At 42.0% G+C, this 14785-nt stretch carries 12 protein-coding genes; 4 read left to right on the plus strand and 8 right to left on the minus strand.

The window, feature by feature from the left end; translation table 11 throughout:
• Nucleotides 1-2: 2 nt before the first annotated feature.
• The 6 genes from ACFOLF_RS14810 to galU all read right to left on the minus strand — a co-directional run bounded on the left by ACFOLF_RS14810 (nucleotide 3) and on the right by galU (nucleotide 5839).
• Complete coding sequence (locus ACFOLF_RS14810; protein ID WP_210042727.1) at nucleotides 3-1202, minus strand: glycosyltransferase family 4 protein; 1200 nt, start codon at nucleotides 1200-1202, stop codon at nucleotides 3-5.
• A 28-nt stretch (nucleotides 1203-1230) separates the two neighbouring features.
• Nucleotides 1231-2370, minus strand: coding sequence for a class I SAM-dependent methyltransferase (locus tag ACFOLF_RS14815; RefSeq protein ID WP_210042728.1), 1140 nt, complete (start codon nucleotides 2368-2370; stop codon nucleotides 1231-1233).
• A 14-nt stretch (nucleotides 2371-2384) separates the two neighbouring features.
• On the minus strand, nucleotides 2385-3602 hold the full coding sequence (locus ACFOLF_RS14820) for an ABC transporter ATP-binding protein (protein WP_379114199.1): 1218 nt from the start codon (nucleotides 3600-3602) through the stop codon (nucleotides 2385-2387).
• 92 nt (nucleotides 3603-3694) lie between these two features.
• A complete protein-coding gene (locus ACFOLF_RS14825; protein WP_210042733.1) occupies nucleotides 3695-4483 on the minus strand; it encodes an ABC transporter permease in 789 nt (262 codons plus the stop codon).
• 29 nt (nucleotides 4484-4512) lie between these two features.
• The gene (locus ACFOLF_RS14830) at nucleotides 4513-4899 is read right to left on the minus strand and encodes a hypothetical protein (RefSeq protein WP_210042735.1); all 387 of its coding nucleotides are present in this window, start codon (nucleotides 4897-4899) and stop codon (nucleotides 4513-4515) included.
• A gap of 37 nt (nucleotides 4900-4936) precedes the next feature.
• Nucleotides 4937-5839, minus strand: a complete 903-nt coding sequence (galU, locus tag ACFOLF_RS14835; RefSeq protein ID WP_210042736.1) for a UTP--glucose-1-phosphate uridylyltransferase GalU — start codon at nucleotides 5837-5839, stop codon at nucleotides 4937-4939.
• A 285-nt stretch (nucleotides 5840-6124) separates the two neighbouring features.
• On the opposite strand from galU, the gene ACFOLF_RS14840 reads away from it, so the two are divergent.
• The 4 genes from ACFOLF_RS14840 to ACFOLF_RS14855 all read left to right on the plus strand — a co-directional run bounded on the left by ACFOLF_RS14840 (nucleotide 6125) and on the right by ACFOLF_RS14855 (nucleotide 12039).
• Entirely contained in the window at nucleotides 6125-8566 is a 2442-nt protein-coding gene (locus tag ACFOLF_RS14840; RefSeq protein ID WP_210042738.1) for an O-antigen ligase family protein, read from the plus strand.
• Nucleotides 8567-8722: 156 nt separating this feature from the next.
• The gene (locus ACFOLF_RS14845) at nucleotides 8723-10267 is read left to right on the plus strand and encodes an S-layer homology domain-containing protein (protein WP_210042740.1); all 1545 of its coding nucleotides are present in this window, start codon (nucleotides 8723-8725) and stop codon (nucleotides 10265-10267) included.
• A gap of 202 nt (nucleotides 10268-10469) precedes the next feature.
• Nucleotides 10470-11081 (plus strand): superoxide dismutase, encoded by a 612-nt coding sequence (locus ACFOLF_RS14850; protein ID WP_210042742.1) that lies wholly within the window; start codon nucleotides 10470-10472, stop codon nucleotides 11079-11081.
• Nucleotides 11082-11724: 643 nt separating this feature from the next.
• The gene (locus ACFOLF_RS14855; protein WP_210042743.1) at nucleotides 11725-12039 is read left to right on the plus strand and encodes a hypothetical protein; all 315 of its coding nucleotides are present in this window, start codon (nucleotides 11725-11727) and stop codon (nucleotides 12037-12039) included.
• Nucleotides 12040-12334: 295 nt separating this feature from the next.
• Here ACFOLF_RS14855 and ACFOLF_RS14860 read toward each other — a convergent pair whose 3' ends face one another.
• Together ACFOLF_RS14860 and araD are read right to left on the minus strand one after the other, a co-directional pair.
• The gene (locus tag ACFOLF_RS14860) at nucleotides 12335-14011 is read right to left on the minus strand and encodes a ribulokinase (protein WP_210042752.1); all 1677 of its coding nucleotides are present in this window, start codon (nucleotides 14009-14011) and stop codon (nucleotides 12335-12337) included.
• A 41-nt stretch (nucleotides 14012-14052) separates the two neighbouring features.
• Nucleotides 14053-14748 (minus strand): L-ribulose-5-phosphate 4-epimerase, encoded by a 696-nt coding sequence (gene araD / locus ACFOLF_RS14865; protein ID WP_379114181.1) that lies wholly within the window; start codon nucleotides 14746-14748, stop codon nucleotides 14053-14055.
• Between the last annotated feature and the right edge of the window lie 37 nt (nucleotides 14749-14785).

Here is a 14785-nt window from a genome sequence, read left to right on the forward strand (position 1 = left end):
CCTCAATTCTTTATTAATCGTTTAATAGATCGTTTTACCTTTCGTAAACCCCTATATAGTATACTTCGCCTTATACTCGGCACCGATTGGTTCGAAAGAATAGCAATATCCTTAGACTTGCTTTGTAAGAATACATCCGCAATAACAGGAGGAGCTAGATACATTCTATCAATGGACGTATTACCTGTATAATTCGCCTCAAACATTTTATCTACAGCTTCCACAAATTGTTTAAAACCTGTTTCAAGATCTTTATTCTCCATAAACTTAACACCTTGATCTGACATTTCCTGTTGTTGTTCTTCATTAGAAATTATATTTATGATAGCTTCAGCTATGGATTCCGGAGTCTGATCCGCTAGTAGAACACCATTGTCTGGCATATCATAAAGATTATTTTCTTTGTGAATATCAACCACCGGTAGACCTGCAGCCATCATTTCAAAAGGAATTCTAGAGGGGTTTGATGAACTGATACACAAGCCAACCATACACTTATTATATAATTCATTACACTGCTCAATATTTATGAGCTCAAGATTAATATGATCGAACCATACATTCGTTTTTTGTTTTGAGCCATACAAGTATACTTTAACATCTGGCATAAGATGTTTGACAATACCTAATGCTTCTATTCCAATAATGTTACATCTTCTTGGTTTCTCGGGTTGATATATAAAGCAAACAGCTTTTTCCTTATTGCTATTAAGCTTCTTATAGACTTTGTTATCCGCACAAAAATCAAAATAATTTGATGGAGTATTGAATTCATTAATCATTTTATTTGATAGCCACTTTCCGATCGTCACTGGCATCAAGCCATAACGATAAGAATTTTCAGCTAATAAATACCCATCACCCATCGGGTTGAAATACGCTTCAAAATCTTGTATAAAGTATGCTTTCTTGCAGTTTTGATTTACATCTCTAACAAATTTTGCAGTGTACCACGCTGTAGCAAATATTAAATCGTACTGTTCTTGAGGTTGAAATCCTAGATACACTTTTGCATCTATATTTCCAAAATATTTATGGATTGAACTTTTTAATTGATTAGGCGTTTCTCCAGAACCGATATCTTCAATATATGCGTGACACTCATAACCACAGTTGACTAGGGCCTGAAGGTTCTGAAATATTGTGCGATGGCCACCTGAGCCTTCAGTTGGATAAGGGATAAACCAAGCTATTTTCTTCAAAGTTAAATCTCCTTTATATCAAATACTATCATTTATTTCCCTCTGCAAGTAAATTCAATGAATTATCCCTTTCCTTGATCATTTGTTCCATCTCAAGCATTGCCACATAGCGTTCTTCCACTAATTTTTTTTGAGCATCAATTACTTCATCTCGCTCTTTTATCATCTGTTCCATTTGCTGTATGGCTTCAAATCTTTCTACACTCAACACCTTTTGTGATTCAATTATTTCATCCCGTTCTTTTATCATCTGTTCCATTTGTTGCACCGCATCATAGCGTTCTTCAACAAGTACTTTTTGTGATTCAATTATTTCATCCCGCTCTTTTATCATCTGTTCCATTTGTTGCACCGCATCATAACGTTCTTCAACAAGTACCTTTTGTGATTCGATTATTTCATCCCGCTCTTTTATCATCTGTTCCATTTGCTGCATAGCTTCAAATCTTTCAGTTGCCATGCTCTCAAGATCATTTACTTTGATACTATTCAGTCTGTTTTCCGCCTTGAAGTAATACAAAACGATTTTATCCATCATGTTCTCATTTAACATCTTTTGATACCATTGATCACCTTTGGGAAATAATACTCCCAATCCCCAACTCTGTTGAAATTCAAAAGAAGGGTATAATTTGCTGATTTCTTTCCAAAATATATTTGATCCGTAACCAGTATAATCCGCAGTATCATGAAATAACATAATACCCTCTTCTTTTAACTTGGGCAGCCATATATTAAAGTCCTCAGAAACAGCTTCATACGTGTGTAATCCATCAATATGAAGAAGATCTATCGAATTATCAGCAATATCCTTTGAAGCCTCTTGGAATGTCCTGCGGTCTAGGCTAAGCTTTACTTCAGAGAAAAATTTGCTTTTTGTTCTTTTCACAAGTTCGAGTACATTCTGCTCATAGAATCCAGCTTGGGGATCCCCCTCCCAGGTATCTATTGCAATTACTTCAGAATTTATCTCATAGTCTTTTATCGACTGACAGAAGGAAAAAAGTGAACAGCCAAAGTGAGTTCCTAATTCCACAATTCTATTGGGCTTCATAAAATTAACCAGATCATAAGCAAAATTCCTATGGCCAGACCAAGGTGATACCCCAAGCTTGGAGTTTAATTCATCTGCCTCGAACACTGGGTTTGCTATTGTCCATCTCTTCATTATTGCACATCCTTCTAAGTCCCGATTTCTAACAATTGTACATCCTTAATTTTATTATTGAATAGACAATGTATAGTTTTTTTTGGTGTAATACAATCAAATTTATGCACGTTATGCGCCCAGCATTGAATAATATGCTGCAATTCATGTTCTCCCTCACCAATACCAAGAGTAAGAAAGTATTCACCTTCCTTAATTTCAGGCCAAGCAATTTGCATCGTAACAACAATAGATTTATTTTTCTTCAAAATTAATGATTTGAACCCTGAAGTAACGGTATTCTCACCAAATATATTATTGCCGAATTTATCGCTAATTATATATCCAAAAATCGCAGAATCAATGTCCTTTTCAGTTACAACAGAAAATTGTATTGAGATTTCGTCGCCTTCTTGAATATAGCCCTTATATAATTCATCATTGACTTCGATTAAATATTTATCGATTCTGACTTCTAAAGCCCCCCCAAGTTTATCTCTATCTACTTCATTCCACGAGGCAAGTATCTCTGACGTTTTGTCAGCATTCGATAGAATATTGACCTCATCTTTTACCGTAGATCCAAAAGTTTCTGTATGCAAGCTTTTAATATAATATTCAATTGATTCTAATGGTTCTCCTTGAAATACAACTTGCCCTTTATCTAGAACGAAGCATCGGTCGGCAAGATTTGCAATACTATTCATATCGTGAGTTACTAATAGTTTTGTTGTGTTTTTCATGTTATTTTTCATGTACATATTGCATTTCTGTTGAAAAAATATATCCCCAACAGACAACGCCTCATCCACAATTAATATATCAGGATCTAGATGAACCATCACAGAAAATGCAAGTCTTGCAAACATACCGCTAGAGTATGTCTTAACTGATTGGTGGACGTATTCGCCAATATCAGCAAAATCCAAAATGGATTTCATTTTCCCATTCATTTGTTCCTTTGAATATCCCATAATAGTTCCATTCAAATAAATATTTTCGATACCAGAATACTCTGGATTAAATCCTGCCCCGAGTTCTAGTAACGATGTCACTTTACCATGTACGAAAACGGTCCCGTTTGTCGGCGAAAGAACATCAGCCAGTATTTTTAAAAGTGTGGACTTACCTGAGCCGTTTTTTCCTATTATACCCACAGTTTCGCCGCGCTTGATCTCTAAAGATACATTTTTCAATGCAAAATGATCTTTATGATATTCTTTAGTACCGAATACTGAGAACGCTTCTTTGATTCTGTCTTCTGGTTTAGCATAAAGTTTATATATTTTCGAGATATTGTTTGCTTTTATCACGATTTCCTGCTCCACAATACTTCCTCCCATTTCTATATAACATCAGAAAATTGAGAGCGTAATTTGCGAAATACAAACACTCCCACAATTAAAAACAGGCAAGTCTCACACCAGAACAAAATAAAAGACGGCATGTCACTCCAGAACCATTTATGATATAAAAACGAACTTCTGTAACCTTCAACGATATAAATCATTGGATTAATCTTAAAAAAGATCTGATATTTCTCAGGAACCATACTGAATGTCCAGTAAACAGGCGTTACCCAAAACCCTAAAGAAATAATTATTGTTACCATTTGTGCAGTATCTTTGAAAAAAACATAAATAGCTGATGTAAACCATGTAAGTCCTAATAACAAAGTAATTAGACAAAACAAATAATATAATAACTGTAGGAGATACACAGTTGGTTCAAATCCATAGCACCAATTAACAATAACTACAAAAAAAATAAAAAATATATGGATTGCTAGAGCCGACAATATCTTCACAATTGGGAGCAGACTCACCCTAAATGCAACCTTTTTAACTAAAAAACTATTATCTACAATCGATCCTGTACCGTTTCCAAGGCTTTCCGTAAAAAAGAACCAAGCGATAATACCAGATATGAGCCAAATCACAAAAGGATAATCATTAACAGGAACTGACTTAAAGCCGAATTGAAAAACAAGCCAAAAAACAAGAATTGTTACTGTTGGATGAATAAAAGCCCAAAAAATCCCCAGATATGAACCTAAATACTTGGCCTTGAAATCATTTTTAGTCAGTTCCAGAATCATTTTATGGTTTTTAAATAAATCAGATATGAAAGACATTATAGATATTCCTTCCTAGATAACAGAAATTAGTTTTGTGAATATTTAAGCTGCTTTTCTAATAATTTCACTTGTTTTTTCATTTTAAAATAAATAAATAAAAGTGCTAGCAACAAAAATCCCATTAAAACAATGATAACAATAAATGCTGTTTGAAAAACGCCTGAACTTACAGTGTTATTCAGTTTGTCATTTATTTTCTCATTATTTAGAAATAGGTCACCATTAATATAGGTCCCACCGTAATTATCCATCAGCATGATTTCTTTCGATCCATCCTTTGTAATGAATCGTGTCCCGCCTTCGCTTGATTGAATATTTAGCCAGTCCTGGTTGTCCTTGAATTCTGGGCTGCGTTTCCCTTCAAATATCTTGCTGGTTGTAGAATCAGCAGCGAATGTATGTGGTTGAATCAATAAAAAACATCCGAAAACAAGAATTATTGCAATGATCTTATGCATGAGGTATACTTTCAGTCCTTTCCAAGCTTTGGTTTTTAACAAGTTTATTTAAATATTCCAGAAGATCAGGCCCTATTTCTTTATTGCCCAGCGCGCATTCAATGGTTGTTTTTATAAATCCTAATTTTTCTCCTACATCATAACGTTTTCCTTCAAAATGATAAGCCCAAACCAGTTCTTTACAATTCAATTCATTTATCGCATCTGTTAATTGTATTTCCCCACCAGTTCCTGCTTCTTGATGAGTCAATATACTAAAAATATCTGGAGTGAGTATATACCTGCCCATGATCGCAAAATTTGAAGGAGCATTTTCTAAAGTTGGTTTTTCAACCATACCTTTTACCTGAATGAGCCGCTCATTCCTATTTTCAAATTCGACTATTCCATATCTGGAGACTTCTTCATTACCTACAGGTTGAACTCCTACGACTGAATTTCCAGTATCCTCGAAAACATTCATCAATTGTTTTATACATGGTGTTTCTGATTTAACAATGTCATCTCCTAATAATACTGCAAAGGGCTCATTCCCTATAAACTTTCTAGCACACCATATCGCATGTCCAAGTCCCTTTGGTTCTTTTTGCCGAATATAATGGATATCAGCCATTTGCGATGATTTCTGCACCTCATCTAACAGCTCGAACTTACCTTTTTCACGAAGATTATATTCCAGTTCAAAACTACTATCGAAATGATCTTCGATTGCCCGTTTCCCTTTTCCAGTGACTATAATGATATCCTCAATTCCAGACGCAACTGCCTCTTCAACAATATATTGAATAGTTGGTTTATCAACGATAGGCAGCATTTCTTTTGGCATCGCCTTTGTAGCCGGTAAGAAGCGAGTACCTAACCCGGCCGCGGGTATAATTGCTTTTCTTATTTTCATTAATCCCTATATCCTCCGATATTTCGCCAAATTTCTATTGCTATCTTACCAAAGAATGATCAGAATTGTAATAAGTATACACTATCCTAAAATGGCAACTTAAAGACAGTAGTTTCAACTTCTTGTCAGTCTTGTTTATATAGACTTCAATTTTGTAAAAAAGTTCTTCTATACTATGAGGTATTCCAATCATTTACTGACTCAAGTAGATTTACATATTATGATTTGCTAAAATAGGACTGCATGATCAAAGAATCCAGCATGTCTACACAAAGGAGCAGCACAATGGAAAAGAAAGGCACGTCAAGATCCAACAAAAATCTCAACTCCGAAATTTCATTACTTCAATGGGCAATATTAATTGGTACATGTCTATTCCTTTTCATCTTCCCCTTTCAAATCGCATTATTTAATGGATTTCAGTTAACCTTCGAAGGTCCGCTGCTAGAATCCATGATTTACGCTTTTATTCTTTTGGTGATTGTTGGAATTCGCTACTTGCGAACGTGGCAGTTGAATGACTATAGATCTATTCTGTCCATTACTGTAATGCTTCTTCCGATCATGTATTTAATATCATCCATTAATGCAGCATCCTCTTATAATGCCAAAATAATGCTGCAACTCGAGTTTATGTATGCCGCCTTTTTCATAATTGGCTTATACATTGCCTCAAGTAAACTTCATCAAGGAATAGTTGAGTTATCTATTCAAATATCCTCTTATGCTATCGTTATTTTTGGATTCATGAACTTGTTCGGCCAAACCTATTTCAATAATGCTTTATGGCTTGCAGATAATGGTTACCGGCTGACTTCAGTTTTTCAATATTCTAATTCCTATGCGGCATTCCTTGTTGCTATTTTTCTAGGTGCTTTATTCTCAGCAACGCATACAAAACAATGGTATTGGCGTGCCATTCATAGCTTTATGCTGGTTCCCATCTGGATTTCACTCATGTTAACTTATTCGAGAGCAGCACTTGTCTTTATTCCTATATTGGTTCTGATTATTCTTCCCTTCATGAAGATTGGCAAACAATTATCTTTCTTAATATACATGTTTCTGGCCATTGTTTCATCTTTCGCCATTCTGAGTAAGATTACAGTAGCAGCTGATAAAATTTCCAAGCTGTTGGATCCAGCATCCCAATCCGGTAAAACATTATCTTTATGGAATTCCATTCCTCTCGAGGGTTGGGGTCTGCTTTTGGGTGTATCTGTAGTTCTTATGTTACTTATCTCCTTTTTTCACCACAAACTCTCCCACTTGTTAGAAACCAGCACAATTAAATTCGGACAAACCAAATGGTCATTTTTTGCCGTTCCAATCCTTTTCATTATAGTTGGAGCATTAGCAGCGGTATTAGTATTCTCCAGCAGTGGAATAAGAGGTGTCTTACCCCAAAGTATTGCCGACCGAATCGAAAGCATCAATCTCGAACAGCATAGTGTTCTGGAACGCGAGACCTTCTATAGAGACGCATTGAAAATATCCGCAGATTATCCTCTTACAGGTGCAGGTGGTGGCGCCTGGTCCGCACTTTATGAAAAGTACCAGAACAATCCATACAGCAGTAATCAGGAACACAGTTTTTTTTTCCAGACCTTGATTGAAATTGGCTGGATCGGGGTTGTAATCCTTTTTGGCTTTATTATTTGGGTCTATTATCTATTTATTAAAGCTTACATTCGAAATCCGGAACTAAGAGGCACCAATCTTTTATTCTTTATCATTTCTTTATCTATTCTGGCACATAGTATCGTTGATTTTGATATGAGCTACGGCTATTTATCTGTACTGGTATTCCTTTGCCTGGGCTGTATGCTTGCACCTTTGCATAAAGAACTTCTTATTCCGGCATTTGAAAATTATAAAGATATGAAGTGGCGCATTATTTACCCTATTTCCATTTCTTTATTGGCTATCGTGCTCTTCACTATGGTGTACAGAGAGTACGATGCCAATCTTAGTTATCAACGTGCTTTGACCATGGCCATTGAAGAAAAGAAACCACTCAATGAATTATTGCCCACCATTGATCACGCTATTTCCATTGCTCCCGATAATCCTGAATATACATTAAGAAAAATGAACTGGATGGATCAAGCTTTTAATTCTTCCCAGGATCCAGCTTATCGGCAGGAATTCAAAAGATTGATGGATCAACTGAAACCTTTTGCCCCTTACAATCGTTCGTTATTGTTAGAGGAGTATAAGTACTACAAAAATGTTGGTGATTCTGCAAAGGTACTTCAAGTGCTCGATGAAGCTATTTCTAAATCCCCTTGGGATATGAACTTCTACGAAGCTGGTATTATGGAGTATTTTATAGCTGGCCAGCAGCAGGGGGCAACCGATTCAGAGGACTCAAATATCAACTGGAATCACTCCCTGGATTTGTATAAAGAGGTGCTTGATCATATCGAACACCTCAAGTCACTTCCCGCGGGACAGCTGCAAGGACACGACTTTACCGTTACTCCTTTAATCCGACAAGCAATTGGACAAATTTTTTACCGCAACAAAAGCTATGAAGATGCGTATAACCTTTTGAAAGAAGATATTGCTGGAGATTTGAGCAACGAAACGGTACGTATTAATGTTAGATTTTACCTCGCCTCATTGCATGCAATAGGCCAGAATGATGAGGAATTACTAAACAAATTGATAGAATCTGACGAAAATGAAAAGACAGCTGTACAGCAGCTTATTGACAGCCAATAAATAACTTGATATCATAACCCAGTATTTCACTTATATTTAAATACTAACTAAATACTATTTCCAAAAATGATGCTTTCTTTCCTATCAGTCATGATATATAATTGTTCTCCGATAGGTTGTCTCATCCTTTTCAATGAAAGGAGGTGAAAACAAAAAATGAAAAAGATTTTCGCAAGCAAAATTTCAGCTCTTATCGCTTCATTGATGATCGTGTCAGCGTTGGTGCCTGTCTTGGCTTTTGCTAACTCTTTCGAGGGTGTTCCTACTTCATTGTCTGGAACTACTAATGTTACAGGTCAAGTTTATGTTACAGATAGCGTATACACAACAGGTAAGACAATTCCTGTCTATGTATATGGAGAAGATAATAAAACGGTTGTCGATGTGGTTTACGCTACATACGCAAGCAATGGCCGTTATGATATCGACTTCGATGTACCTTCTGTAACATACTCTACCTACTACTACTTGAACTACCACAATGTAACTCAAGCCGTATACTATAATCCGTATTACGGTGGTGGTGGATTCCCTGGATTCCCAAGTGGTGGCGTTATTGACGGCAACGGCAATGTAGATGGTACGCAATTGACTAATCTCTTTGCAACCGATAAGAACCCTACTATTACATCAACTTCCGATGTAGTAACAATTCCTGCTGATGCATTGATCAAAGGTGAAACTCTTACGATCAAACTGGAAGATGGTACATCCATCACCCTGCCGATCGCTGCTCTGAAACTGGAAGAGAAGGCTAAATCCCTTGGGATTGAACTGAGCGCTCTGGACATCAAGGTAGAACTTAAGAAGCTTACTGGCGACGCTGCTAAAGCGGTATCTGATGCTGTATACGGAATTGATGCGAAACCACTGGCAACTCCAGTTGATTTCAAAATCATTGCTGTTGGTGGCGGTAAAGAGGAACAGTACACTAAACTGGATGTTTACTTTAAACGTACGCTTCCGGTAATAGGCTCTGTTGACTCCGACAAAGTAACTGGTGTTGTGTATAACCCGGATACGAAAGAGCTGAGCTTCGTCCCAGCTACATTCGCAACTGAGGGAGACAAAACAATCGCTACTTTGCTCCGCAACAGCACAAGTATCTACACTGTCATCCAACTGGATAACGTATCCTTCGCGGATCTCGCTAACCACTGGGCGAAAGAAGATATTGAAACTCTTGCTGCGAAGTTGGTTGTAGAAGGTACGGGCGCTAACAAGTTCGAACCAAAACGCAACATTACTCGCGCTGAGTTCGCGGCTCTGATCGTTCGTTCACTCGGTCTTGATGCTACTGGAACCACATCTAAATTCTCGGACGTAAGTTCGAGCCAATGGTACGCTGGCGTTGTAGCTACGGCTGCAGAAGCTGGTATCGTACAAGGTGATGACAAAGGTAAATTCAACCCGAACGCTAACATCACCCGTAAAGAGCTGTCGGCCATGGTCGTTCGCGCCCTTGGTTATGCTGGTAAGGAAGTAACGCTTACTGATGCGGAAGCATCTGCTGCGCTGGCTGCCTTCACTGATGCAAGCAGTCTCGGCTGGGCAAAAGCTGAAGTCGCTGCAGCAGTTAAATCCGGTATTGTTCTTGGCCAAACTACTACGAAAGTGGTAGGTGACGCTAGCGCAAGCCGTGCTGAAGCTGCTACAATGGTAATTCGTTTGCTCGGTAACGCTGGTTTTATCAACAACTAATCCAGTGACTTAAAAACGATCCTTCGGGGTCGTTTTTTTGTTATCCGGAATGTATAGATATTTCATTATTGATCATCCTATAGTTGATGCAAATATATCCATGAATACAGACTTTCTAAACATTTTTGTTGATTTATTATTAGAGAAGATGGATAATGGGTAATGGATAGAGACATTACATATAATAGGAGGTTTTTTGAACATGGCACATCAACTACCAGCTTTACCGTATCCGAACAACGCACTGGAGCCCCACATTGATGAAACAACGATGATGATCCACCACGACCGTCATCATAATGCTTATGTAACGAATTTGAATGCTGCTCTGGAGTCCGCTCCTGATCTGCAAAGCAAATCGGTCGAAGACCTTATTGCTGATCTTAACAGTGTACCTGAAGCCATCCGCACTGCCGTTCGCAACAATGGCGGCGGACATGCTAACCACTCCCTCTTCTGGGAAACCATTGGACCAAACGCTGGCGGCGCTCCAAGCGGAGCACTTGCCGATGCGATTGCAAGCGAGCTTGGCGGATTCGATAAATTCAAAGAGGATTTTGCTAAAGCAGCTACAACCCGTTTCGGAAGCGGCTGGGCCTGGCTTGCAGCTGATAAAGCTGGCAAATTGAAAGTGTACAGCTTGCCTAACCAAGACAGCCCGGTCATGGAAGGCGATACACCTCTCCTTGGTCTTGACGTTTGGGAGCATGCTTACTACCTGAACTACCAAAACAAACGCCCTGATTATATCGCAGCGTTCTGGAATGTTGTGAACTGGTCGGAAGTTGGCAAACGTTACGAAGCTGCGAAATAAGCTTTGGAACAGTTAAAAACAGGACGAAGGCAAACTTGCCATCGTCCTGTTTTTTTATGCTTTTCAAGCTTAGCTGCTCTGTAGTCTGATTGTAATTCCTTCTCACCGAATAGGCGATTGCCGCATAAGCTTTATCATGATATCGACCTATACGCTCTGATGAAGGAGACGAATATGCATGTGGTATAACTTTTACACTCCCGTCCACGTTCAGGATGGATATAGCGTTGCCTATATCCCCCCTGCTCCGGCAGGCCGGGATTGCGGTTGTGGCGGCGGACCGCGTGGAATGATGGGTAGCCCCGGTGGCGGCCTGCAATCCGGGCCCGGACTGGGACTTTTCCCGCCGGGCCCAGGGCCGTTCCCACCCGGACCGGGACCGTTTCCGCCGGGCCCAGGACCGTTTCCACCCGGACCGGGACCGTTTCCGCCGGGGCCAGGGCCATTCCCTCCGGGACCAGGTCCATTTCCACCTGGACCAGGACCGTTTCCGCCCGGGCCGTGGCCAATTCCGATCCCTATCCCTATCCCTATCCCGATTCCCGGGCCACCAATATTCCCTGGCTTCGTGACAGCGGTCATTAATGGAGGACGTTTCTTTCCTCAGATTACTCAGGCCTATACCGTGCGCCATTTTCCGGGGATGACTGTTTATCAGGCTTTGGCCGGGACAGGTGTTGTTCGTTTCAATAACTTTGGCCAGATCATCTTTGTCAGCGGCATAGCTATAGTTGGAGATATTGGAACGATTCTGCGTCTGAATGGACGACTGATTGCGGAGTCCCAGCTCTATCTGCCCATACAGTCAGGGGATACAGTCGGACTCGAGCTCATTCTGACAGGCGCTGGCGCAGTCATACCGAGGAGCATCCAGGATGCGGGGACTGCATTGCCTTACAATTTGCAGCTGGAAAATAATTATGATCTCATCACCGACGATTCGGAAGATGACCTTTAAACAAGACGAAGGATGATGGTCCGATTACTCCAAATCTCTTGCGTTGATTATGCTCCTTTGAAATTCCTCAAAGAGCCGGCTTCCGCCGTCCATTTAGTGACGCAGCAACTTCACCTACAAGAGTTGATCATCCTCCCATGAGATGCCACCAAGAATCGGCTTCGCTGTCACCTTGGTGGCGCAGCAACTTCACCTATAAGAAAGGAAATATAAACTTTCTTGTATTTAAATGAAGAAGGCCCGACTACAGCGTCATCATTGACGCCTGATCGGGCCTTCTATTTACTCCTTGCGCTTAGTGGGCGCTGGCTTGTTCTTTAATGGCCTTTAGCCGTTTCATCACATCATTGGCGCCACGGCCGAAGTAGTCGTGAAGCTGATTGTACTCCGCGTACAGCTTATCATATACCGCGACGTTAGCCGGAATCGGCTTGAACGTCTCCTCCCTCACGCGGGCCATTGCGGCCGCCGCGTCGACAACATTGTCGTAGCCGCCTGCTTCCGCACCGGCCGCCACAGCGCCGAACATCGCCGCCCCCAGCGCAGGCGTCTGCCGGGAGGCCGCGATTTTGATCTCGCGGTTGGTCACATCTGCGTAGATTTGCATGAGCAGACGGTTCTTTTGTGGGAGGCCCCCGCAGGCGTACAGCTCATCCACAGCCACACCGTTGCTGTGGAAGGCTTCCACGATTTTACGAGTGCCGAAAGCCGTCGCTTCCAGCAGTGCGCGATAGACTTCATAAGGCTTGGTCAGCAGGGTAAGACCAACCATCATCCCTGTCAGATCCGTATCGACAAGCACGGAACGATTGCCATTCCACCAGTCGAGCGCGAGCACGCCGGATTCGCCGACATTGAGCTCTGACGCTTTCTTTTCCAGCCACTCATGGATGCTGATGCCTTCCTGCTTGGCTGCCTCGACGACATAAGCCGGAACCGCCTCATCCACATACCAGGCGAAAATATCGCCAACGGCCGATTGCCCGGCTTCATAACCGTAATAGCCCGGAATGATGCCATCCTCGACAACGCCGCACATGCCTTCAACCTGCTTCTCTTCCGAGCCGAGCAGCATATGACAGATCGAGGTCCCCATGGCCATTACCAGCTTGCCGGGGGTGACAACACCTACTGCGGGAACCGCTGCATGCGCATCGACATTGCCGACCGCAATTGCGATACCTGCGGTTAGGCCCATGCGCGCAGCCATATCCGCCGTCAGCTCGCCCGCTTTGGAGCCAAGCGGCAGAACATCGCCGCGGAGCTTCGTATCCGCAAGATTTTCCAGCCTTGGATCAAGCGCTTTATAGAACTCGCTGCTTGGATATCCATCCCGCTTGTGCCAAATGGACTTGTATCCGGCCGTGCAGCTGTTGCGCACAATGTTTCCCGTCATCTGGCCGACAACCCAGTCGGTTGCTTCCACGAATTTATCCGCAGCCTCATACATCTCCGGAGCTTCGTTCAGAATCTGCCATGACTTGGCCAGCATCCATTCGGAGGATATTTTGCCGCCGTAACGGGGGAGGAAAGACTCGCCGCGGCTTGCCGCGATTTCATTAATGAGGTTCGCCTCATCCTGTGCCGCATGATGCTTCCACAGCTTCACCCAGCTGTGCGGATTGGCTTTGTACGCCTCATTGAAGCAGAGCGGCTGCCCCGCCCCATCGATCGGCAGCATGGTACATGCGGTAAAGTCGATGCCAAGACCGATGACCTCGCTTGCCGCAATACCGGATTCCTTCATAACGGCAGGCACCGACGTCGTCAGCACCTCAATATAGTCGGCCGGATGCTGCAGCGCCCAGTCATGCTCCAGCTTGAGACCAGACTCCGGCAATTTCTCATCAATAACATTGTGACGGTAGGGCGTCACATGCTCGGCGATTTCCGCACCATCGCTCAGACGCACCAATACCGCGCGGCCGGATTCCGTTCCATAGTCCACGCCAATTGCATATTTGCTGCTCATGATTCAGGGATCCCCCTTTGAAATGTAGTCCTTGTAAACGATTACTTTTGTCCATAATAAGCATTTTTACCGTGCTTGCGCAAGTAATGACGATCCAGCAAATGCTGATCCATCGGCTGTATATTCGGATTTAACTGGAAGGTGTGCAGCGCCATCTTGGCCGCTTCCTCCACAACAACCGCATTATGCACCGCATTATGCGGATCCTTCCCCCAGCAGAAGGGCGCATGGCTATATACGAGCGCAGCCGGTACCTGATTGGGATCGATGTCCCCTTGAGTGAAGGTCTCAATAATGACGTTGCCTGTCTCCAGCTCATAAGCGCCTTGAATTTCGGCTTCTGTCATTGGACGTGTACAAGGGATTTCACCGTAAAAATAATCCGCATGCGTCGTTCCAAGCGCGGGAATCGGCCGTCCGGCCTGCGCCCAGCTCGTGGCCCATGGAGAATGGGTATGCACGATCCCTCCAATGCCATCAAAAGCGCGATACAAAGCGACATGCGTCGGCGTATCCGAAGAGGGCCGAAGATTCCCTTCGACAACATTCCCTTCCAGATCCACTATGACGATTTGCTCAGGCTTCAGCTCATCATAAGGAACACCGCTCGGCTTGATGGCCACTAGACCTCTCTCCCGGTCAATGCCGCTTACATTCCCCCAAGTAAAAGTGACAAGGCCATACTGGGGCAGCTCCATATTGGCTTCCCATACGGCTTGTCTTAAAGCATCCAGCATAAAATAGTTCTCCTTTCGCCGCATTCATCCATAGCAG

Origin of the sequence: Paenibacillus sepulcri (assembly GCF_042647105.1) — a bacterium.
Taxonomy (GTDB): Bacteria; Bacillota; Bacilli; order Paenibacillales; family Paenibacillaceae; genus Paenibacillus_Z; species Paenibacillus_Z sepulcri.

Coding starts and splice junctions, on each gene's coding strand:
- ACFOLF_RS14815 (WP_210042728.1), bottom strand. CDS start 2,370: ATGAAGAGATGGACAATAGCAAACCCAGTGTTCGAGGCAGATGAATTA.
- ACFOLF_RS14850 (WP_210042742.1), top strand. CDS start 10,470: ATGGCACATCAACTACCAGCTTTACCGTATCCGAACAACGCACTGGAG.
- ACFOLF_RS14860 (WP_210042752.1), bottom strand. CDS start 14,011: ATGAGCAGCAAATATGCAATTGGCGTGGACTATGGAACGGAATCCGGC.
- ACFOLF_RS14825 (WP_210042733.1), bottom strand. CDS start 4,483: ATGTCTTTCATATCTGATTTATTTAAAAACCATAAAATGATTCTGGAA.
- ACFOLF_RS14845 (WP_210042740.1), top strand. CDS start 8,723: ATGAAAAAGATTTTCGCAAGCAAAATTTCAGCTCTTATCGCTTCATTG.
- ACFOLF_RS14840 (WP_210042738.1), top strand. CDS start 6,125: ATGGAAAAGAAAGGCACGTCAAGATCCAACAAAAATCTCAACTCCGAA.
- araD (WP_379114181.1), bottom strand. CDS start 14,748: ATGCTGGATGCTTTAAGACAAGCCGTATGGGAAGCCAATATGGAGCTG.
- galU (WP_210042736.1), bottom strand. CDS start 5,839: ATGAAAATAAGAAAAGCAATTATACCCGCGGCCGGGTTAGGTACTCGC.
- ACFOLF_RS14855 (WP_210042743.1), top strand. CDS start 11,725: ATGACTGTTTATCAGGCTTTGGCCGGGACAGGTGTTGTTCGTTTCAAT.